We start from the raw sequence: 19,336 nt of genomic DNA, 5'->3' as shown, positions 1-19,336 counted from the left end.
GAACGGCCGCGGCGGCGACTGGCCCTGGCAGGCGGCGATCCAGACGCCCAGCTCTTCGAGCCGCCCCAGCGACCCGGCGGGTTTGACGAGCTTGCTCACGTGATTCAAGCCGGAACTCGGTGGTGGTCAGGCGCGGGTGACCAGCTCTCGCAGCAGCGAACCCATCTGGGCGGCGGCCGCGCGGCCGGCTTCCAGGACCTCTTCGTGGTTGAGCGGCTCTCCGGTCATGCCGGCGGCCAGGTTCGTCACCAGGGACAGGCCGAAGACCTCGACGCCGGCCGCGCGGGCGGCGATCGCCTCCAGGACCGTCGACATGCCCACCAGGTCCGCGCCCAGCGTGCGCAGCATCCGGATCTCCGCCGGCGTCTCGAAGTGCGGCCCGGTCAGGCCCGCGTAGACGCCTTCCGCCAGCGATGGGTCGATCTCGCGGGCGATGTCCCGCAGCCGCGCCGAGTACAGGTCCGTCAGGTCGACGAAGTTCGCGCCGACGATCGGGGAGCGCGCGGTCAGGTTCAGGTGGTCCGAGATCAGCACGGGCTGGCCCACGTGGAAGCCTTCGCGCAGCCCGCCCGCCGCGTTCGTCAGCAGCACCGACCGGACGCCGGCCGCCGCCGCGGTGCGCACGTTGTGCACCACCGGGTCGATGCCCTTGCCCTCGTAGAAGTGCGTCCGGCCCAGCATCACCAGGACGTTCTTGCCGCCGACCTTCAGCGAGCGGATGGTGCCGCCGTGGCCCACCGCGCCGGGCGTGGTGAAGCCGGGCAGCTCGGCGAACGGGATCTCCGTTTCGCACTCCCCGATGACGTCCGCCGCCGGGCGCCAGCCCGATCCCAGGACCACCGCGATGTCGTGCGCGTCCACGCCGGTGCGCTTGGCGATGGCGGCCGCGGCCTCGTGTTCACTCATGCGAGGGAGCGTATCCGGACGCTCCGCACCACCAGGAACACCACCAGCCCGAACGGGGAGAGGAAGATCGTCAGCGCCAGGATCGGGCTCACGATCCACGGCGAGATCTCCCGCGAGCGTCCCTCGAAGTACATCCACCGCGCGATGAACAGGTCGAACGCGATGAGGTGCGCCCAGACCAGCCCGGCGCCCCACGGCGTGGCCAGCAGCGTCTGCAGCACGCCGAGGTCGGGCCGGAGCATCGCCCGGCCCCACTCGCCGAAGTGCGGCAGCACGAGCCCGAAGTAGCACCCGAGCGGCAGCAGCGGCACCCACGGCAACGCCATGATCCGCGGCGTCCAGCGCCACTTCGGGGCCAGGATCATCAGCGCCCAGAACGGCGCGGCCAGCGGAAAGGCCAAGGTGAACAGCATCATCGGACGGCCACCCGGTCCGGGGCGCGCACGACGGCCAGTGCCGCCAGCCCGACGCCCGTGACCAGCAGCGCGAAGGCCCCCAGCGTCGTCGCGTCCGGGCGCACGATCGACTGCGCCCGCAGCGCCTGCCACGTGACCAGCGCGGTCAGCCCCGCGTACCCGGCCGCGCCGATCAGGACGAGCCGGGTGCGGACGACGTCGTCGCGCAGCCGGGGGAATCGCGGGGCCAGCGCGGTCAGGGCCATGGCCAGCAGGGGCAGCGCCTGCAGTGCGTGCATCCCGACGAAGTGCGGGATCCGCAGGTCGCCCGCCACCGTGCTCCAGCCGAGGATCGGCAGGCCGGGGCCACCGTCTTCGAGACCGACGGTGTGCGCGCCGACCATCGACGGCCGCCCGCCGGTCCGCTGCTGAGCGAGCTGCTGCGCGGTGGGGCTCGTCATCAGGACGGCCAGCGAGATCCCGGCGAGGGACAGCACGGCGCCGGTCCGCACGGCCCAGAAGCTTGCCCGGTCGCGGGTCTTCGTGAACAGCACCAGCACGGTCAGCACGAGCGTCGCCACCCACAGCCCGATGATCATCGTGGCCATGACCTGGTAGATCGCGGCGTCCTGCGGCGTCGCGTTGTTGAAGTGGCTCGCGCGGCCGCGCGCCGCCTGGAACACCAGCAGAACGTACTCGGCGCCGAAGATGACGACCGGGATGTTCGTCAGCCAGCTCGCTGTGCGCCGGAACCGCGGCAGCAGCGACACGAGCCAGCTCCAGGTGGCGAAGTAGAGCGCGCCGGACACGGCGAACTTGAACGGCTTCGCCCAGATCGGGGCGCCGGCCAGCGTCCGCTGGTCGAGGAGCATGGCGGCCACGCACAGCGCCGCCACCGCCGCCAGCGTCGCGGCCGCGAGCGCGGACGGCCGGTGCCACCTGTTCGTTCTGCTCCGGAGATCGGCGAGGATGGTCATGGTTCCCTCCCAGAATGGATAGTCAAACTCTCCGTTATGGGAAGTTAAGCTATCCATACTGAGAAGTCTTCAGGGTTGTCCCCGAGGCAGACCCCGGGATCGGAGCGGAAACGCATGCGGATGGCCGAGCTGAGCGCCGAGTCCGGGGTGCCGGTCGCGACCGTCAAGTTTTACCTGCGCGAAGGGCTGCTCCCGCCGGGCGAGCGCACCAGCCCGAACCAGGCGCGGTACTCCGTGGCGCACGTCCAGCGGCTGCGGCTGATCAAGGCGCTCACCGACGTCGGCGGCCTGCCGTTGGCCTCGGTCGGGGTCGTGCTGAGCGCGATCGACGGCGACGAGACCCCGCACCGGACGATGGGCGTCGTCCAGCAGGAGCTGGCCGGCCCCGCGCCGAAGGTGTCCGACGCGGCCGCGGAGTGGGCGACCGAGCGGTTGGCGGACCTCACGCGCAGCCACGGCTGGAAGGCGCACGCGCCCGAGCACGCGGCGATGGCCAACCTCGTCGCCGCGCTGGCCACGGCGAAGGAGCTCGGGCACGACAAGCTGACCGAACGGCTCGGCGAGTACGCCCGCTTGGCGATGCGCGTCGCCGAGCTCGACGTCGAGGTGGTGGCCGGCCTGAGCTCCGCGGACAAGATCATCGAGGCCGGGCTGATCGCGACCGTGCTCGGCGACCGGATCTTCGCCGGGCTGCGCCACCTGGCCCAGGAGCAGGTGTCCCGGGACGTCCTCGGCGGTTAGTCCGAGACGCTCAGGGTCTTGGCGACGCGGTCGAAGACGTCCTGGCGGCCCGAACTCTCCTGCTCGGCCGGCACAGTGACCGAAAGGATCCACAGGCTCGTGCCCGCCTGGATCAGGTTCATGAAGGTCACGCGGGTGCCGCCGCCCCCGTTGCTTTCGGGCAGGTTGCCGCCCTCGGCCAAGCGGTAGGTCAGCGTCGTGCCCTTGCCGTCGGGCAAGGGCGACGGCGGGAACAGGAAGAACGAGTTGCCCGGGTAGGACCCTTTCAACCAGGTGATGTACTCGTCGTCGCTGCGGAACTGGCCGAAGTACTTCACCAGCCGTTCGACCCGGAGCGACCGGCGGCCGTCGGGCGAGACGTACTGGACGGCCGTGCTCGCCCCGAACTTCGTGGTGGTGTGCGGGGCGACGAACTTCTGCCAGCCCTCGGGCACCTGGAGGCCGAACTGCCCGCCGTTGCCGGTCGCGTAGCTCGCGTCGCCGGACTGCTGCACCAGCGTCGGCGCCGGCACGTCGGTGGGGCCGTTCGACGTGCCCCGCGGTGCGGCGGCCGGCGGCAGCAGCGGCTCGCCGCCGACCGTCCTGGCCAGCGCGAACCCGCCACCCGCGGCGACGAGGAAGAGCAGGATCGCCACCGCGATGAGCACGGCGGTGGCCGCGGAGCTGCGCCGCGCCGTCCGCGGTGCCGGGACGAACACCGTCGGCGGGCCGGCGTTCGGCCACGACCCCGACCCGGAGGCCGGCGTGGGCGGGCGCAGGAACGGCAGCGGGCCCGGGTCGGCGGCGAGCTCGCTGCTCGACGCCTCGGCCTTCTTCTCCGCCTTGCCCTTGTCGGGCAGGACGGTCTTGATCACCTGCGTGTCGGTCGCGTCCGGCTGCGCGGACGTCTTCTTGCCGTCCGGGGTGTGGAACAGCTCGGGCCCGAACAGGTCGAGCGGCGTCTTCGTCTGCAGCGGGTACAGCCGGTGCCGGACTTCGCGCAGCGTGATCCGCTTGCCGGGCTCCTTCTTCATCAGCCCGCCGATGACGTCGGCCAGCGGGCCGGCCTTCGGCTGGGGCACCTTCCCGTTGACGACCTTGCCGACCGTCTCCAGCGGGTCGCCGTCGGCGTCGTACGGCGGCGCGCCCTCGACCGCGGCGAACAGCGTCGCGCCGAGGCCCCAGAGGTCCGCGGCCGGCGTGACGGCGCCGCCGGAGGCCACTTCCGGCGCGATGTAGGCGGGCGAGCCGAGCATGATCCCGGTGCGGGTCATGGTCGCCTCGGAGACGTTGCGGGCGATGCCGAAGTCGGTCAGCTTGATCCGGCCGTCGCTGGCCACCAGGACGTTGCCCGGCTTGACGTCCCGGTGGGTGATCCCGGCGGCGTGCGCGGCCTCCAGCGCGGACGCCACGGCGATGCCCACCGCGGCGGCCTGCCCGACGGTCAGCGGCCCGTGGTCGCGCAGGATGTGCGCCAGGCTGCGCGAGGGCAGCAGCTCCATCACCACGAACGGCTGGTCGTCCTCGCGGGCGACGTCGTGCAGGATGATCACGTTCGGGTGGGACAGCACGGCGATCGCGCGCGCCTCCCGCAGCGTGCGCTCCCGGAGCTCGTCCGCCTGCGACGCCGGGATGCCCGGCGGCACCTTCATCTCCTTGACGGCCACCTGCCGGTGCAGGAACTCGTCGTAGGCCGACCAGACGGTGCCCATCGAGCCGGAGCCGAGCACCGAACGCAGCCGGTAGCGACCGGCGACCACTCGTGTCTCTTCGCTGGAGGGGGGCACGCGCCAATTGTGGCGTACGGGACCGACAGTCTCTGCAAGCTGGCCCCTAACCTGTCCGGGGCCGCCCCCTAGCGCGACTAGAGTCACAGGTCGGACGCGGCGAGTGCCTCTACCATCACTGGGTATGACTGATGTGGCCGGTCCGGAGTCAGCGCCGATCTCCGAGCTCGACCTCGCGGCCGAGTTTCCCCAGGCGACGCGCGAGCAGTGGCAGGAGCTGGTCGCGGGCGTCCTGCGCAAGAGCGGGAAGCTGCCGGAGGACTTCGCGGGCGCCCCGGAGAGCAAGCTCGTCACGCGGACCTACGACGGCATCGAGATCCAGCCGCTGTACACGGCCGAGGACGTCCCCGGCGACATCGGCTTCCCCGGCCTGCCGCCGTACGTGCGCGGCTCGCACCCGGACGGCCAGGTCAGCACCGGCTGGGACGTCCGGGCGAGGTTCACCGGCGACGACGCCCGCGCGGTCAACAAGGCCATCCTCGCCGACCTCGAAGGCGGCGTGACGTCCATCTGGCTCTCGGTGCCGCCCGAGTCGGTCGCCGACGCGCTGAACGAGGTCTACGTCGATCTGGCACCGGTGGTGCTGGACGCCGGCGCTTCGTTCGAAGCCGCCGCCGAAGCCCTGTTCGAGCTGTTCGCCGAGCGCGAGATCCCGGCGAGCGAAGCCACCGCCGTGCTGGGCGCCGACCCGATCGGGCTGGCGGCCCGGTCCGGCTCCGCGGTGGACCTCGCACCGGCGGCCGCGCTCGCGGCGCGTGTCGACGGCAAGTACCCGAAAGTGCGGACGGTCGTCGCCGACGGTCTGCCTTTCCACGAAGCGGGCGGGTCGGACGCGCAGGAGCTCGGGGCGCTCGCCGCCGCCGGCGTCACCTACCTGCGGGCCCTGACCGACGCCGGGCTCGCCGTCGAGGCCGCCGCCGGGCAGCTCGAATTCCGGCTCGCCGCGACCGCCGACCAGTTCTCCACGATCGCGAAGCTGCGCGCGGCCCGCCGCCTGTGGGCGCGCGTCGCCGAGGTCTGCGGCTTCACCTCGCCGATGCGCCAGCACGCCGTGACGTCGCCGGCCATGCTGACCCGGCGCGACCCCTGGGTGAACATGCTGCGCACGACCGTGGCCTGTTTCGGGGCGGGCGTCGGCGGCGCGGACGCGGTCACCGTGCTGCCGTTCGACGCCGCGATCGGCCGTCCCGACAGCTTCTCCGCGCGCATCGCCCGCAACACCCACGCCGTGCTGCTGGAGGAGGCCAAGCTGGCCGGCGTGGCCGACCCGGCGGGCGGCTCCTGGTACGTCGAGAAGCTCACCGACGACCTCGCGCACGCCGCCTGGGCCGAGTTCACCGCGATCGAGGCGGCGGGCGGCCTCGTCGCCGAGCTTTCCTCCGGCGCACTCGCCGGACGGCTGGCGGCGACGTGGGAGAAGCGCTCGAAGCGGATCGCGACCCGGCGTGACCCGCTCACCGGCGTCAGCGAGTTCCCGAACCTGGCCGAGAAGCCGGTGGTCCGCGCACCGGTGGAGTCCATTGTGGAGTCCGCTGTGGAGGGCGGCCTGCCACGGCACCGGTACGCCGAGGGCTTCGAAGCACTTCGCGATGCTTCGGACGCGTACCTCGCTTCGCACGGTTCGCGGCCCAAGATCTTCCTCGCCACGTTGGGCCCGGTCGCCGCGCACACCGCGCGCGCCGGGTTCGCCGCCAACCTGTTCCAGACGGGCGGGATCGAAGCCGTCAACCCGGGTGCGACCGACGACCTGCCCGGCGCGTTCCGGGCGTCCGGCGCGCGAATCGCCTGCCTGTGCGGCACCGACGCCGCGTACGCCGCCGAGGCGGCCGCCGTGGCCGCGTCCCTCGGCGCCGACCACGTCTTACTGGCGGGCAAGGGCTCCTACGACGGCGTGGACGAGAACGTCTTCGCCGGCTGCGACGCCCTCGAAGTCCTCGACAGCCTGCACGCCAAGCTGGGAGTTGCGCGATGACCATCCCGAACTTCGCCGGTCTCGACCTCGGCACGCCGTCGCCCGGTGACCGCGACGCGTGGGCGAAGGCCGTGCAGGACGCCACCGGCAAGGGCCCGGACGCACTCGCCTGGGAAACGCCCGAGGGCATCGGCGTCAAGCCGGTGTACACCGCCGAAGACCTGTCCGATGTGGACTTCCTCGGTACGTACCCCGGCATCGCGCCCTTCCTGCGCGGGCCGTACCCGACGATGTACGTCAACCAGCCGTGGACCATCCGCCAGTACGCCGGGTTCTCCACCGCCGAGGAGTCCAACGCCTTCTACCGGCGCAACCTCGCCGCCGGCCAGAAAGGCCTTTCGGTCGCCTTCGACCTGGCCACCCACCGCGGCTACGACTCCGACCACCCGCGCGTCTCGGGTGACGTCGGCATGGCGGGCGTCGCGATCGACTCGATCTACGACATGCGGCAGCTCTTCGACGGCATCCCCCTGGACAAGATGTCGGTGTCGATGACGATGAACGGCGCGGTGCTGCCGGTGCTGGCGCTCTACGTCGTCGCGGCCGAGGAGCAGGGGGTGAAGCCGGAGCAGCTCGCGGGGACCATCCAGAACGACATCCTCAAGGAGTTCATGGTCCGCAACACCTACATCTACCCGCCGCAGCCGTCGATGCGGATCATCTCCGACATCTTCGCCTTCACTTCGCAGCACATGCCGAAGTACAACTCGATCTCCATTTCCGGCTACCACATGCAGGAAGCCGGGGCGACCGCCGACCTCGAGCTGGCCTACACCCTCGCCGACGGCGTCGAGTACCTCCGCTCGGGCGTCGACGCCGGGCTGGACGTCGACAAGTTCGCGCCGCGGCTGTCGTTCTTCTGGGCGATCGGGATGAACTTCTTCATGGAGGTCGCGAAGCTGCGCGCGGCGCGTCTCCTCTGGGCGAAGCTGGTGAAGGGCTTCGACCCGAAGTCCCCGAAGTCGCTTTCGCTGCGGACGCACTCCCAGACGTCGGGCTGGTCGCTGACCGCGCAGGACGTCTACAACAACGTCGTCCGGACGTGCGTCGAGGCGATGGCCGCGACCCAGGGGCACACGCAGTCGCTGCACACGAACGCCCTCGACGAGGCCCTCGCCCTGCCGACCGACTTCTCCGCGCGGATCGCGCGCAACACCCAGCTCCTGCTGCAGCAGGAGTCCGGCACCACCCGCGTGATCGACCCGTGGGGCGGCAGCGCCTTCGTCGAGAAGCTGACCTACGACCTCGCGCGCAAGGCCTGGGGCCACATCAGCGAAGTCGAACAGGCCGGCGGCATGGCCAAGGCGATCGACGCGGGCATCCCGAAGCTGCGCATCGAGGAAGCCGCCGCGCGCACCCAGGCGCGCATCGACTCCGGCCGCCAGCCGGTGATCGGCGTCAACAAGTACCAGGTCACCTCCGACGAAGAGATCGACGTCCTCAAGGTCGACAACGCGGGCGTCCGCGCCCAGCAGCTGGAGAAGCTGCGGCGGCTGCGCGCCGAGCGTGACTCTTCGGCGACCGAGGACGCGCTGCGGCGGCTCACCGAGGGCGCTCAGCAGGGCGGCAACCTCCTGGAACTGGCCATCGACGCGGCCCGCGCGAAGGCCACGGTCGGCGAGATCTCCGACGCGCTCGAGAAGATCTGGGGCCGCCACGCCGGCCAGATCCGGACCATCTCGGGGGTGTACCGCGAGGAGGTGGGGAAGACGCAGAACGTCGAGAAGGCCCGTCAGCTGGTCGAAGAGTTCGCCACGGAGGAAGGCCGCCGTCCGCGGATCCTCGTCGCGAAGATGGGCCAGGACGGCCACGACCGCGGCCAGAAGGTGATCGCCACCGGCTTCGCCGACCTCGGCTTCGACGTCGACGTCGGCCCGCTGTTCTCCACCCCGGCCGAGGTCGCCCGCCAGGCGATCGAGGCCGACGTGCACGTCGTCGGCGTCTCGTCGCTGGCCGCCGGGCACCTCTCGCTGGTGCCCGCGCTGCGGCACGAACTCGCCGAGCTGGGGCGCGAGGACATCATGGTCGTCGTCGGCGGCGTCATCCCGCCGCAGGACTACCCGGCGCTGCGCGAGGCCGGCGCGGCGGCGATCTTCGGGCCCGGCACGGTGCTCGCGGACGCGGCCATCGACCTGCTCGGCCAGCTGTCGGCGCAGGAGTCCTGACCCTTGCCGCGCAAGATCGACGTCACCGCCTACGCCAAAGGAGTGCTCGCGGGGGACCGCGGGACGCTGTCGAAGGCGATCACGCTGGTCGAGTCGCAGCGGGAGGACCACCGGGCGCTGGCGCAGGAGCTGCTGGTCGAGCTGCTGCCGTCGGCCGGCGGTGCCCGGCGCGTCGGCATCACCGGCGTCCCCGGGGTCGGCAAGTCGACCTTCATCGACCAGCTGGGCACCGATCTGACCACGGCCGGGCACCGCGTCGCCGTGCTGGCCGTCGACCCGTCGTCGACGCGGACCGGCGGGTCGATCCTCGGCGACAAGACCCGGATGGCCCGGCTGGCGGTGGACGAACGGGCGTTCATCCGGCCGTCGCCGACGTCCGGGACGCTGGGCGGGGTCGCCCGCGCCACGCGCGAGACGATCGTGCTGATGGAGGCCGCCGGGTACGACGTCGTGCTGGTCGAGACGGTCGGCGTCGGGCAGTCGGAGGTGACCGTGGCGAACATGGTCGACTGCTTCCTGTTCCTGACGCTGGCCCGCACCGGCGACCAGCTCCAGGGCATCAAGAAGGGCGTGCTGGAGCTCGCCGACGTCATCGCGGTCAACAAGGCCGACGGCGACCACGAGCGGGACGCGCGCCGCGCCGCGCGGGAGCTGGCGGGCGCGCTGCGGATGATCTACGGGCCCGAAGCGTCGTGGACGCCGCCGGTGCTCACCTGCAGCGGCCTGCACAACCTGCGCCTCGACGAAGTCTGGGGCGCGATCGAGCAGCACCGCGAGACGCTCACGGCGTCCGGCGAACTCGACGCGCGGCGGCGGCAGCAGCAGGTCGACTGGACCTGGGCGATGGTGCGCGAACAGCTGCTGGGTCGGCTGGCGGCGCATCCGGCCGTGCGAACGGTCGTTCCCGACGTCGAACGTGCGGTGCGCGACGGTGAACTGACGGCTACCCTCGGTGCACAGCGGATCCTCGACGCGTTCGGTCCACCGCGTGGTGGCTGACACCGCGGGCGTTCCGGGGGCAGAATGCCTGGTCGCGGCGAAAGGATGACATGGCGAAACTGCGGGGTCTGGTCCTGGTCGGGCTGCTGGGCGCGGTGCTGTTCACCGCTTCGCCCGCGTCCGCGCTCACGCTCGCCGGGCCGGTGCGGTCGGAGCACCCGGTCACGATGATCGTGGCGCCGGGGGCGGCGCCCGTCCCGCTGCAGGCCACGGCCGATCCGGGTCCGGTGCTCGACCCGGCCCAGACGGACAAGGCCAACACCGAAAAGACCAAGAACAAGCTGATCGCGGGTCTGATCGCGGTGGTCCTGCTCGCCATCGTGATCTGGGGCCGCAAGATCCGTTCGAAGAAGGCCAAGGGTTCCTGACGCCGGATCGCGTTCGGCTTTGCCGAACTGGAGCACACCGTTCAACGCAGATCCGGTACCGGCCGTCTAGGACGGTCGTTTTCGAGGCGCGCCTTGCCGCCTGCATGGTGCACGATCGTCTGCAAATGCGTACAGATCGATCGGCACGACGCGTGACCCCAGCCGCTGCGCGGGTTGTCCGTGTTGCGGGAGGAGGTGCGGCGTGACGGTGTTGGATTCACGGCCGGACGTTCCAGGCGACCCCCAAGGGCGCATCATCAACCCCATGGAGGGGTCCGAGGCGCTGATTTCCGACGCCGGCGTAAGCATGGCTCCCGTGGAGGACCTTGGTGCGGGCCGCGGCCCGTTCTGGCTGGACGACTGGCTGCGCGCCAACGCGACCGACGTGCTGGCCTGGCGCCGGCACATCCACGCGCACCCGGAGCTGTCGCGGCACGAGTTCGCGACCACGGAACTGGTCGTCACGCTGCTGCGCTCGGTCGGGCTCAAGCCGTGGGTGCTGCCGGGCGGCACCGGCGTCGTCTGCGACATCGGCCGCGGCGAGCGGTGCGTGGCGCTGCGCGCGGACATGGACGCGCTGCCGCTCACGGAGGCGACCGGGCTGCCGTATTCGTCGACCACCGAGGGCGCGGCGCACATGTGCGGCCACGACGCCCACACGGCGATCCTGCTCGGCGCGGCTCGCGCGCTGGCCGGCGCGCCGGAGCTGCCCGGCCGGGTGCGGCTGATCTTCCAGCCCGCCGAGGAGGTCATGCCCGGCGGCGCGCTGGACATGATCGCGGCGGGCGCGCTGGAGGGCGTCGAGCGGATCTTCGGCCTGCACGTGGACCCGCGTCTCGAAGTGGGTTCCGTCGGGATGCGGGTGGGTGCGCTGACGTCCGCGGCCGACCTGATCGAGCTGCGGCTGACGTCGCCGGGCGGCCACACGTCCCGGCCGCACCTGACGGCCGACCTCGTGCACGCGCTGGGCACCGTGATCACTTCGCTGCCCGCGGTGCTCTCCCGCCGGGTCGACCCCCGGTCGGGGACGGTACTGGTGTGGGGCGCGGTCCACGCGGGCCAGGCGGCCAACGCGGTGCCGCAGGACGGCGTCCTGCGCGGCACGCTGCGCACGGCCGACCACGAGGTCTGGACGGCGCTGGAGCCGCTGGTGGCGTCGTCGGTGGAGTCCCTGCTGGCCCCGACCGGAGTCGGCTTCTCGCTGGACTACCGCCGCGGAGTCCCGCCGGTGGTCTCGGACGCCGAGTCGACGGCCCTGATGCGCGCCGGCACCGAAGCGGCCCTCGGCGAGGGCGCCGTGGCGCCCACCGAGCAGTCGTCCGGCGGCGAAGACTTCGGCTGGTACCTGGAGCACGTCCAGGGAGCCTTCGCCCGCCTGGGTGTCTGGTCCGGCCACCCGGCCCCCCAGTCGGACATCCACCGCCCGACGTTCATCCTCGACGAGCGTTCCCTCCTGTGCGGAGTCCGAACCCTGGTCCACACGGCCCTGGCCTCCCTCGCCTGACGAGTTCCGCCTCCAATCACGCGAGTCACGTCCCCGATCACGCGAGTCACGAGTTACGTACACAAGTTATCCACAGGCTAGGCGAGTTATCCACAGATCGAGAATGAGGCCCTTCCGCTGATCGCCGGAGGGCCTCATTCTCGATGGTGTGATCACTTGGGGAGGACGACACGGAGCCGTCTCGCGTCGCGAAGCTGACGCAGTTCTGGGGCGGCGAGCAGTACTCGAAGGGCTGGCGACAGGGGTGCTCGCGCAGCCGTGGCGCGGCGTGGTCATCCACGCGGCAGATGCGCTGAAGCTCGCGACCCGGGCTCAGGCCGCGCTGATCGCGGTAGGTCCGCCTGCCGCGTTGTCTGGAGCTACTTCCCTTGCGCTGCATGGGATTTCAGCTGTTGATGAGCCTGTCGTGCACGTCACTGTGCCCTATGCCCGGCGGGTGGAGTCGCGGCCCGGATTGGCTGTCCACCGAGCTGAATTCACCGAAGGCGATGTGGTCGAACTCGACGGGTTGACGGCGTTTTCGCTCGACCTCGCCCTCGCTGATTTCCTCTGCGACGGGGACAAGCGAACGGCGTTCGCCGCACTCGACGAGGCCATGCACGGTCTGGCTTCCGACCACTGCCTGAGGCTCCGGGAGAACGTTCGTGACCGGATCCTGGACCGCCGAAGCAAGCGAGGTATCCACAGGGCGCAGATGCTCTTGGCCCTCGCGACGGGGCAGGCCGAATCGCCGCCCGAGAGTGTCCTCCGGCTGATCGTGGTCGAAGCCGGCTTCCCGGTGCCGGAGGCGCAGTACGAGATCACCGCGATCGACGGCCGCAGGCTGTACGTGCTCGACATGGCTTGGCCGGCGCTGCGCCTCGCGTTGGAGTACGACGGCTTCGCCGCTCACGAGGAGCGGCGTGACCACGACGCCGAGCGTGACCAGCGGTTGGCGGGCCGAGGATGGGTCACCATCCGGGCGACGGCTGCGGATCTCCGGGACCCGAGCCGGGTGCTCGCCGAGCTACAGGCACAGTTCAAGCGACGAGCGGCGTGACTCGCGTGATCGGAGCCGTCACTGGCGTGATTGGAGACGTGACTGGCGTGATTGGGGACGTGACTCGCGTGATTGAAGCCGGGACTTGCGTGATTGGAGCCGTCAGTCGTTAGCCGGTGATGCCGGAGCAGGGGCGGGTTCTCAGGGCGTCGACGTAGTCGGCCGGGGCGCCGGCCGCTTCGGCCGCGTCGGCCAAGACGCCCAGGTAACGGGCGGACGGGAGGCCGCCTTCGTAGGCGTCCAGGACGTACAGCCAAGCCAGGACCGAGCCGTCCATCGTCTGGACGCGGAGGCGGATCTTCGAGTGGATTCCCAGCTCGCCGCCTTCCCAGCGATCCAGCCCGGTCTCGTCCAGCGGGGTCACGTCGTAGAGGACGACGAAGACCCGTGACCCCGGGTCCTCGACGATCGTGGCCAGGGCACCTTCCCAGCCGAGGTCCTCGCCGCCGAAGGTCAGGCGCCACCCCTCCAGCCAGCCGGAGCCGGCCATCGGAGAGTGCGGCGCGCGCTCCAGCATCTGGGCGGGCTCCATGTTCGATCCGTACGCGGCATACAACGGCACGCCGACAGCGTAGCGACACCTCCCCGGCCCGAGTGGACGCACTCGCCGTGTTCGCCCACTTCAGTGTCCGGTCACCTTCGCCGCGTACGGTGAGACCACCGCACGCACGCACTCCGAGGAGGACCCAGGTGACCAGGATCGTGATCATGGGCGGGGGCCCGGCCGGCTACGAAGCCGCGCTGGTCGCGGCCCAGCACGGGGCCGACGTCACGATCGTCGAGCGGGACGGCCTTGGCGGCGCCTGCGTCCTCTACGACTGCGTCCCCTCGAAGACGTTCATCGCCAGCTCGGGCGCGCTGGCGAAGATGCACGACCTCGGTGAGCTCGGTATCAACACGGACATGGCCGACACCAGGGTCGATCTCCCGACCGTCCACGGCCGGGTGAAGGGGCTCGCGCTCGCCCAGTCCGCCGACATCCGCGCCCGCGTCCAGCGCGAAGGCGTCCGCGTCGTCATCGGCGAAGCCCGCTTCTGCGACGAAGAGCCCGGCCTCGCGACCCACAAGGTCGCCGTCACGACGAAGGACGGCACCGAGAAGCTGCCCGCCGACGTCGTCCTCATCGCCACCGGCGCCACCCCGCGCGTCCTGCCCGGCGCGGTGCCCGACGGCGAGCGCATCCTCGACTGGCGCCAGCTCTACGAGCTCCAGGAGCTGCCGGAGCACCTCGCCGTGATCGGCTCGGGCGTCACCGGCGCCGAGTTCGCGTCCGCCTACACCGAGATGGGCGTCAAGGTCACCGTCGTCTCCAGCCGGGACCGCGTCCTCCCGCACGAAGACGCTGACGCCGCCGCGGTGCTCGAAGAGGTCTTCTCGCAGCGCGGCACGACCGTCGCGAAGCAGGCGCGCGCCGACCGCGTCGAGCGCACCGAAAAGGGTGTCGAGATCCACCTCGCCGACGGCCGCGTGATCGAAGCCAGCCACGCGCTGATGACCGTCGGTTCGGTCCCCAACACCAAGGACATCGGCCTCGACAAGGTCGGCATCTCGCCCGGCCCCGGCGGGTTCATCACCGTCGACCGCGTTTCGCGCACCTCCGTTCCCGGGATCTACGCCGCCGGCGACTGCACCGGCGTGCTGATGCTCGCCTCGGTGGCGAGCATGCAGGGCCGCATCGCGATGTGGCACGCGCTGGGCGAGGGCGTCGCGCCGATCAAGCTCAAGACCGTCGCCGCCAACGTGTTCACCCACCCGGAGATCGCCACCGTCGGCATCAGCCAGCAGGCGATCGACTCCGGCGAGGTGCCCGCGCGCACCATCATGCTGCCCCTGGCCACCAACGCGCGCGCGAAGATGGAGGGCCTCCGCCGAGGCTTCGTGAAGCTGTTCTGCCGCCCCGCCACCGGCGTGGTCGTCGGTGGTGTCGTCGTGGCGCCGCAGGCGAGCGAGCTCATCCTTCCCATCGCGCTCGCCGTCCAGAACCAGCTCACAGTGGACCACCTGGCACTGACATTTTCGGTGTACCCGTCGCTCTCGGGCTCGATCACCGAGGCCGGGCGCCAGCTCATGCGCCACGACGATCTCGACTGAGCCGGCACGCAACCCGGGCGCACCCGTCGCGTCTTGTCGGTTGTAAGGCTGAAGGACGCGAAGGGTGTGAAGGTGCGCAAGACGGTGTTTTTCGTTGCGGCAGCGGTGTTCGGGGCGACGGCGCTGGCCGGGACGGCGATGGCGCAGAGCACCGGCCCCACGCCGGGCACCAGTCCGACGGCCGCCCCGGCGCCGAGCACCACCGGGGGCATGGTTCAGCTCAACGTGAACACCGCGATCAACCAGACGCTGGTGAACAAGTACGTCCGCGACGCGCCGAACGTCGCGCTGGCCAAGTGCGAAGGCCCGTCGCCGACGTTCTCCTCGCCGGCGCTGACCTTCACGAACTACACCCCCGGCCCGTTCATGGGCGTCGACGCGAACATCAGCGCCGACACCGAACTGAAGCCCGGCACCGCGGCGGGCACGTACCCGCTGACCGTCACCTGCGGTGGCCAGACCTACCGCACGCAGTTCACGGTTTCCGCCGCCCAGGTCGCAAAGGTGCCGTCCGGCGCCGCGAAGGCGGGCGACGGCAGCATGGCAGGCTGAATTCCCGAAACCCGCCACCACCCCGTCAGCTGCGGCTGCGGGGTGGTTTTTTTAGTGCCCCAGGGCAACCTCTTCGCAGGTAGAGCGTCTTTTGGGGCAGAACTCCTGGGGGTTTTCGAGGGGAAAAGGGGTTGGAAATGAAAAGGGTGCTGGTCGTCGCCGTGGTTTCGGGTGGTTTGCTGCTCTCGGCTCCCGCGGCCTTCGCCGCCACGCCGGCCGGGCACGCGGGGAACCCGAAGGCCTACCTCCGCGTCATGCCGAACGCGGCCCGCCCGGGCACGAAGGTGGGGATCCGGCTCGGCTGCGAAGCCACGAGCACGAGCGACCTGGCGTCCCCGGTCCTCACGATCGGCGCGCTGCGGCGCGTCGGCCCGCAGAACGACCCGGCCAAGGCGCCCGCCGCGGCCGCGGCGGCGATCGTGCAGCCTGCGAAACCCGGCGTCTACTGGGTGTCGTTCTCCTGCGGGGGCGCGGAGCTGACCACGAAGTTCACCGTCCTGGGTGAACGTCGTCAGGTGGCGAAGGTACCGTCGGGGGCGCCGCAGACGGGCGGCGGTCCGGCCGGCCACGGCTCGCTCGCCGCCGCGGGCGCCATGGGTGCGCTGGCCGTCGGCGGTGGCGGTCTCGTGCTGGCCCGGCGGTCGCGGCGGCGCTGACCGCGGCCCGGCTCAACCGCCCGGGCCACCCGGGCGTGTGACCGGCGAGCGAAGGCGCGAGCGACGGGGGAGAGCATGAGCACGAGGACCACGGGCAGCAGACGGGGCTTCCTGATCGCCCTCATCGTGGCGTTGGCGGCCGCGCTGGTGGTGCTGGCGCTGACGCTCGGCGGAGGCCGTGACGAGGGCAGCGCGCAGCCGCCACCCGCCCAGCCGGTCGCGGTGAACCCGGCTCCCCTGGCGCACAGCCAGGCCGCGGCCGTGGCGCTGCCCGAGTCGGACCCGGTCTCGATCGACGTCCCGAAGATCGGCGCCCACTCGTCGCTGATCCCGCTCGGGCTCAACCCGGACAACACCATCCAGGTGCCGCCGGTGACCACGCCGCTGCAGGCGGGCTGGTACACCTACGCACCCACGCCGGGTGAGACCGGCCCGGCCATCGTCCTCGGGCACGTCGACGGCAACCACCAGAAGGGCATCTTCTTCCGGCTCAAGGAGCTGGCCGCGGGCGACCGGGTTTCGATCGCCCGCAAGGACGGCACCACCGTGGTGTTCGAAGTGACGAAGGTGCACCAGGTGCCGAAGAAGGATTTCGAAGCCGAAGGCGTCTACGACGACACGGCCGGTCCCGAGCTGCGCCTGATCACCTGCGGCGGGGTCTTCGACCGGAGCGCGCACAACTACGTCGACAACATCGTCGTCTACGCCCGCCTGGTCCAGGGCTGATTTTCGGTTTTTGTCGGTGCCCGGTGCCAGACTGTGCCCGTCGTCACCAACGGCGGCGCAGACGAGGGGTTGGGAGTCGGCATGGTGTTCCGGGAAGAAAGATGGCCCGACGGTACACCCGGCTGGGTGGACCTGATGGTGCCCGATCAGGCGAAGGCCGTGGCCTTCTACAGCGGCCTGTTCGGCTGGGACGTGCAGCGGGGCGGGGAGGAGTCCGGCTTCTACGGCATGGCGGAGCTGCGGGGGCGCCCGGTCGCCGGCATCGGGCAGACCCCGCCGGGCCAGGACGTGCCCGCCGTCTGGACGACCTACCTGGCGGTGTCCGATGTGGACCGGACGGCCGCGTCGATCACCGAGGCGGGCGGGCGGATCGTCATGCCGGTGATGGACGTGATGAAGGAGGGCCGGATGGCCGTCGCGGCCGACCCGGCGGGCGCGGTCTTCGGACTCTGGGAGGCCGGTGACCACATCGGCACGCAGGTCACTTCGGCCCCGGGCACCCTGGCCTGGAACGAGTGCATGAGCCGTGACTACCCGGCGGCGAAGGCGTTCTACGAGGAGGTCTTCGGCTACGGCTTCCAGGACCTGTCCAGCGACGACTTCACGTACGCGGTGGTGCTCATCGACGGACGCCCGGTCGGCGGGCTCGGCACGGTGCCCGGGTCGGTGCCGGCGGAGGTGCCGTCCTCCTGGTCGGCGTACTTCTGGGTGGCGGACGCCGACGCGAGCGCGGCCAAGGTGACCGAGCTCGGCGGCACGGTGGAGGGGAAGCCGTTCGACTCGCCGTACGGGCGGCAGGTGCGGGTCGCCGACGACCAGGGCGTGCCGTTCATGGTCATCGCCCCCAACGAGCGGTCGGGCGAGCCGGAGGGCTGGGCCGTGTGACGAGGCGGGCCGGAGGCGCCATGACGCAGCACCCCCGGCCCCGGCCGGTCAGTCCGCTCAGTCCGCTCAGTCGTCTTCGGAGACCCAGTCGAAGGTCTTGGTCACGGCCTTCTTCCAGTTGCGGTACTCGCGCTCGCGGCGGGCGTCGTCCATCGACGGATCCCACTGCTTGTCCTGGGCCCAGTTGGTGCGGATGTCGTCCTCGGACTTCCAGAACCCGACGGCGAGACCGGCGGCGTACGCGGCACCCAGCGCGGTGGTCTCGTTGACCACCGGACGGACCACCGGCACGCCGAGGATGTCGGCCTGGAACTGCATCAGCAGCTCGTTGACGACCATCCCGCCGTCGACCTTCAGCGCCTTCAGCGGAACTCCGGAGTCGGCGTTCATCGCGTCGAGCACCTCACGCGTCTGGAAGGCGGTCGCCTCCAGCACCGCGCGGGCCAAGTGTCCCTTGTTGACGAACCGGGTGAGCCCGACGATCGCGCCGCGAGCGTCGGATCGCCAGTAAGGAGCGAACAGACCCGAGAACGCCGGGACGAAGTACGCGCCGCCGTTGTCCTCGACGCTGCGCGCGTGTTCCTCGATCTCGGCCGCGGTCGAGATCATGCCGAGGTTGTCGCGCAGCCACTGCACCAGCGAACCGGTGACGGCGATGGAGCCTTCCAGCGCGTAGATCGTGTCGTTCGAGCCGATCTTGTAGCAGACCGTGGTGAGCAGCCCGTTCTGCGACATCACCTTTTCGGTGCCGGTGTTGAGCAGCATGAAGTTGCCGGTGCCGTAGGTGTTCTTGGCTTCGCCGGGGGAGAGGCAGGCCTGGCCGAACGTCGCGGCCTGCTGGTCGCCCAGGATGCCCGCGATCGGGACGCCGGCCAGCGCGCCCTTCTCGCGGACCTTGCCGTACTCCTCGGACGAGGAGCGGATCTCCGGCAGCATCGAAAGGGGGATGCCCATCTCGCCGGCGATCTCGGCGTCCCACTGCAGGGTGTCGAGGTCCATCAGCATCGTGCGGGAGGCGTTGGTCGGGTCGGTGACGTGCACGCCACCGTCGGCACCGCCGGTCATGTTCCAGAGCACCCAGGTGTCCATGTTGCCGAAGATCAGGGCACCGGCCTCGGCCTTCTCGCGCGCGCCCTCGACGTTGTCCAGGATCCACTTGATCTTGGGGCCGGAGAAGTAGGTCGCGAGCGGGAGGCCGACCTTGTCGCGGTAGCGCTCCTGGCCGCCGCCGAGGTTGCCGAGCTCGGTGACGATCTTGTCGGTGCGGGTGTCCTGCCAGACGATCGCGTTGTACACCGGCTTGCCGGTGGTCTTGTCCCAGACGAGGGCGGTCTCGCGCTGGTTGGTGATGCCGACGGCGGCGATGTCCTTGGCGGTGAGGTCCGCCTTGGCCAGCGCGCCCGCGGCGACCCGGCGCGTGTTCTCCCAGATCTCTTCGGCGTTGTGCTCGACCCAGCCGGCACGGGGGAAGATCTGCTCGTGCTCACGCTGGTCGACCGAGACGACGCGGCCCTCGTGGTTGAAGATCATGCAGCGGGTCGAGGTGGTGCCCTGGTCGATCGCGGCTACGTACGAAGTCATGTGTGCTCCCGGA

19 protein-coding genes are annotated in these 19,336 nt (G+C 71.0%); 12 read left to right on the top strand and 7 right to left on the bottom strand.

Features of this window, described 5'->3' with window-relative positions; translation table 11 throughout:
- From AB0F15_RS31215 to AB0F15_RS31200, 4 genes are all read right to left on the bottom strand, one after another.
- On the bottom strand, positions 1 to 108 hold a 108-nt coding region (locus AB0F15_RS31215; RefSeq protein ID WP_360278051.1), incomplete at its 3' end, for a nicotinate-nucleotide--dimethylbenzimidazole phosphoribosyltransferase.
- 18 nt (positions 109 to 126) lie between these two features.
- A complete protein-coding gene (locus AB0F15_RS31210; RefSeq protein WP_360278039.1) occupies positions 127 to 906 on the bottom strand; it encodes a purine-nucleoside phosphorylase in 780 nt (259 codons plus the stop codon).
- Positions 903 to 1,322: an ABA4-like family protein gene (locus AB0F15_RS31205; RefSeq protein WP_360278036.1), complete on the bottom strand. Its 420-nt coding sequence runs from the start codon at positions 1,320 to 1,322 to the stop codon at positions 903 to 905. The genes AB0F15_RS31210 and AB0F15_RS31205 overlap by 4 nt, the downstream gene beginning before the upstream one ends.
- Positions 1,319 to 2,278, bottom strand: coding sequence for a hypothetical protein (locus tag AB0F15_RS31200; RefSeq protein WP_360278034.1), 960 nt, complete (start codon positions 2,276 to 2,278; stop codon positions 1,319 to 1,321). Before AB0F15_RS31200 ends, AB0F15_RS31205 begins: the two co-directional genes overlap by 4 nt.
- A gap of 120 nt (positions 2,279 to 2,398) precedes the next feature.
- Here AB0F15_RS31200 and AB0F15_RS31195 point away from each other — a divergent pair, with 120 nt between their 5' ends.
- Positions 2,399 to 3,019 (top strand): MerR family transcriptional regulator, encoded by a 621-nt coding sequence (locus AB0F15_RS31195; protein ID WP_360278032.1) that lies wholly within the window; start codon positions 2,399 to 2,401, stop codon positions 3,017 to 3,019.
- On the opposite strand, the gene AB0F15_RS31190 is transcribed toward AB0F15_RS31195, so the two are convergent.
- Complete coding sequence (locus AB0F15_RS31190) at positions 3,016 to 4,758, bottom strand: protein kinase (protein WP_360278048.1); 1,743 nt, start codon at positions 4,756 to 4,758, stop codon at positions 3,016 to 3,018. The two genes, AB0F15_RS31195 and AB0F15_RS31190, sit on opposite strands and share 4 nt — an antisense overlap.
- Before the next feature lie 151 nt (positions 4,759 to 4,909).
- Here AB0F15_RS31190 and AB0F15_RS31185 point away from each other — a divergent pair, with 151 nt between their 5' ends.
- From AB0F15_RS31185 to AB0F15_RS31160, 6 genes are all read left to right on the top strand, one after another.
- Positions 4,910 to 6,757: a methylmalonyl-CoA mutase family protein gene (locus tag AB0F15_RS31185; protein WP_360278030.1), complete on the top strand. Its 1,848-nt coding sequence runs from the start codon at positions 4,910 to 4,912 to the stop codon at positions 6,755 to 6,757.
- Positions 6,754 to 8,922, top strand: a complete 2,169-nt coding sequence (gene scpA, locus AB0F15_RS31180; protein WP_360278027.1) for a methylmalonyl-CoA mutase — start codon at positions 6,754 to 6,756, stop codon at positions 8,920 to 8,922. Before AB0F15_RS31185 ends, scpA begins: the two co-directional genes overlap by 4 nt.
- A gap of 3 nt (positions 8,923 to 8,925) precedes the next feature.
- Entirely contained in the window at positions 8,926 to 9,921 is a 996-nt protein-coding gene (gene meaB, locus AB0F15_RS31175; protein ID WP_360278024.1) for a methylmalonyl Co-A mutase-associated GTPase MeaB, read from the top strand.
- A 50-nt stretch (positions 9,922 to 9,971) separates the two neighbouring features.
- Positions 9,972 to 10,289, top strand: a complete 318-nt coding sequence (locus AB0F15_RS31170) for a hypothetical protein (protein WP_360278021.1) — start codon at positions 9,972 to 9,974, stop codon at positions 10,287 to 10,289.
- A 202-nt stretch (positions 10,290 to 10,491) separates the two neighbouring features.
- Positions 10,492 to 11,793 carry an amidohydrolase gene (locus tag AB0F15_RS31165; protein WP_360278019.1) on the top strand — a complete coding sequence of 434 codons (1,302 nt, stop codon included), beginning with the start codon at positions 10,492 to 10,494 and terminating at the stop codon, positions 11,791 to 11,793.
- A gap of 205 nt (positions 11,794 to 11,998) precedes the next feature.
- Complete coding sequence (locus AB0F15_RS31160) at positions 11,999 to 12,832, top strand: DUF559 domain-containing protein (protein WP_360278045.1); 834 nt, start codon at positions 11,999 to 12,001, stop codon at positions 12,830 to 12,832.
- Positions 12,833 to 12,941: 109 nt separating this feature from the next.
- Here AB0F15_RS31160 and AB0F15_RS31155 read toward each other — a convergent pair whose 3' ends face one another.
- Positions 12,942 to 13,394: a gamma-glutamylcyclotransferase gene (locus tag AB0F15_RS31155; protein ID WP_360278016.1), complete on the bottom strand. Its 453-nt coding sequence runs from the start codon at positions 13,392 to 13,394 to the stop codon at positions 12,942 to 12,944.
- A 128-nt stretch (positions 13,395 to 13,522) separates the two neighbouring features.
- On the opposite strand from AB0F15_RS31155, the gene AB0F15_RS31150 reads away from it, so the two are divergent.
- From AB0F15_RS31150 to AB0F15_RS31130, 5 genes are all read left to right on the top strand, one after another.
- On the top strand, positions 13,523 to 14,923 hold the full coding sequence (locus tag AB0F15_RS31150; RefSeq protein ID WP_360278014.1) for an NAD(P)H-quinone dehydrogenase: 1,401 nt from the start codon (positions 13,523 to 13,525) through the stop codon (positions 14,921 to 14,923).
- A gap of 72 nt (positions 14,924 to 14,995) precedes the next feature.
- Positions 14,996 to 15,475: a hypothetical protein gene (locus AB0F15_RS31145; RefSeq protein WP_360278012.1), complete on the top strand. Its 480-nt coding sequence runs from the start codon at positions 14,996 to 14,998 to the stop codon at positions 15,473 to 15,475.
- A 137-nt stretch (positions 15,476 to 15,612) separates the two neighbouring features.
- Complete coding sequence (locus AB0F15_RS31140; protein WP_360278009.1) at positions 15,613 to 16,131, top strand: hypothetical protein; 519 nt, start codon at positions 15,613 to 15,615, stop codon at positions 16,129 to 16,131.
- 75 nt (positions 16,132 to 16,206) lie between these two features.
- Positions 16,207 to 16,857, top strand: a complete 651-nt coding sequence (locus AB0F15_RS31135; protein ID WP_360278006.1) for a class F sortase — start codon at positions 16,207 to 16,209, stop codon at positions 16,855 to 16,857.
- Between the two features lie 81 nt (positions 16,858 to 16,938).
- On the top strand, positions 16,939 to 17,742 hold the full coding sequence (locus AB0F15_RS31130; protein ID WP_360278004.1) for a VOC family protein: 804 nt from the start codon (positions 16,939 to 16,941) through the stop codon (positions 17,740 to 17,742).
- Positions 17,743 to 17,808: 66 nt separating this feature from the next.
- Here AB0F15_RS31130 and glpK read toward each other — a convergent pair whose 3' ends face one another.
- Entirely contained in the window at positions 17,809 to 19,323 is a 1,515-nt protein-coding gene (gene glpK / locus AB0F15_RS31125; protein ID WP_360278002.1) for a glycerol kinase GlpK, read from the bottom strand.
- Positions 19,324 to 19,336 lie beyond the last annotated feature (13 nt).

Origin of the sequence: Amycolatopsis sp. NPDC026612 (assembly GCF_040638285.1) — a bacterium.
Taxonomy (GTDB): Bacteria; Actinomycetota; Actinomycetes; order Mycobacteriales; family Pseudonocardiaceae; genus Amycolatopsis.
The sequence above is the reverse complement of the archived record's forward strand: the minus strand, read 5'-3'. Positions and strand labels throughout refer to the sequence as shown.

Coding starts and splice junctions, on each gene's coding strand:
- AB0F15_RS31210 (WP_360278039.1), bottom strand. CDS start 906: ATGAGTGAACACGAGGCCGCGGCCGCCATCGCCAAGCGCACCGGCGTG.
- AB0F15_RS31205 (WP_360278036.1), bottom strand. CDS start 1,322: ATGATGCTGTTCACCTTGGCCTTTCCGCTGGCCGCGCCGTTCTGGGCG.
- AB0F15_RS31200 (WP_360278034.1), bottom strand. CDS start 2,278: ATGACCATCCTCGCCGATCTCCGGAGCAGAACGAACAGGTGGCACCGG.
- AB0F15_RS31195 (WP_360278032.1), top strand. CDS start 2,399: ATGGCCGAGCTGAGCGCCGAGTCCGGGGTGCCGGTCGCGACCGTCAAG.
- AB0F15_RS31185 (WP_360278030.1), top strand. CDS start 4,910: ATGACTGATGTGGCCGGTCCGGAGTCAGCGCCGATCTCCGAGCTCGAC.
- scpA (WP_360278027.1), top strand. CDS start 6,754: ATGACCATCCCGAACTTCGCCGGTCTCGACCTCGGCACGCCGTCGCCC.
- AB0F15_RS31170 (WP_360278021.1), top strand. CDS start 9,972: ATGGCGAAACTGCGGGGTCTGGTCCTGGTCGGGCTGCTGGGCGCGGTG.
- AB0F15_RS31140 (WP_360278009.1), top strand. CDS start 15,613: ATGAAAAGGGTGCTGGTCGTCGCCGTGGTTTCGGGTGGTTTGCTGCTC.
- AB0F15_RS31135 (WP_360278006.1), top strand. CDS start 16,207: ATGAGCACGAGGACCACGGGCAGCAGACGGGGCTTCCTGATCGCCCTC.
- AB0F15_RS31130 (WP_360278004.1), top strand. CDS start 16,939: ATGGTGTTCCGGGAAGAAAGATGGCCCGACGGTACACCCGGCTGGGTG.
- glpK (WP_360278002.1), bottom strand. CDS start 19,323: ATGACTTCGTACGTAGCCGCGATCGACCAGGGCACCACCTCGACCCGC.